Source organism: Bacillus sp. X1(2014) (assembly GCF_007678255.1).
The window spans coordinates 1-261 of sequence record NZ_VEED01000084.1 but is presented as its reverse complement, the minus strand read 5'-3'; the positions used below and the strand labels follow the sequence as shown (position 1 = coordinate 261).

Below are 261 nucleotides of genomic sequence, written 5' to 3'. Positions count from 1 at the left end.
GCTATATATCAAGACTTAAGTTAAACCATACCGTCTATACGAAAAATCCATTTCCAGAATACTTTCGAAATGGGACAATCAAAAAACAGTCACAGTATATCCAAGTTGATTTAGAGAACATTATGCACACGTTAAAACCAGGACAAACGTATGAAATAAAAGAGTCGTATATTGGCAAGAATCAAAGATTATTTACAAGAGTAATTATCTACCGATTAAGAGAGGAACAAATACTGGAACGTAGAAAAAAACAAAGCTATA

General features: G+C 31.8%; 1 pseudogene. It reads left to right on the top strand.

The annotated features are described in order from the left end of the window. Positions 1-261: pseudogene (locus tag FS608_RS29905) on the top strand (IS4 family transposase); the annotation flags it as partial.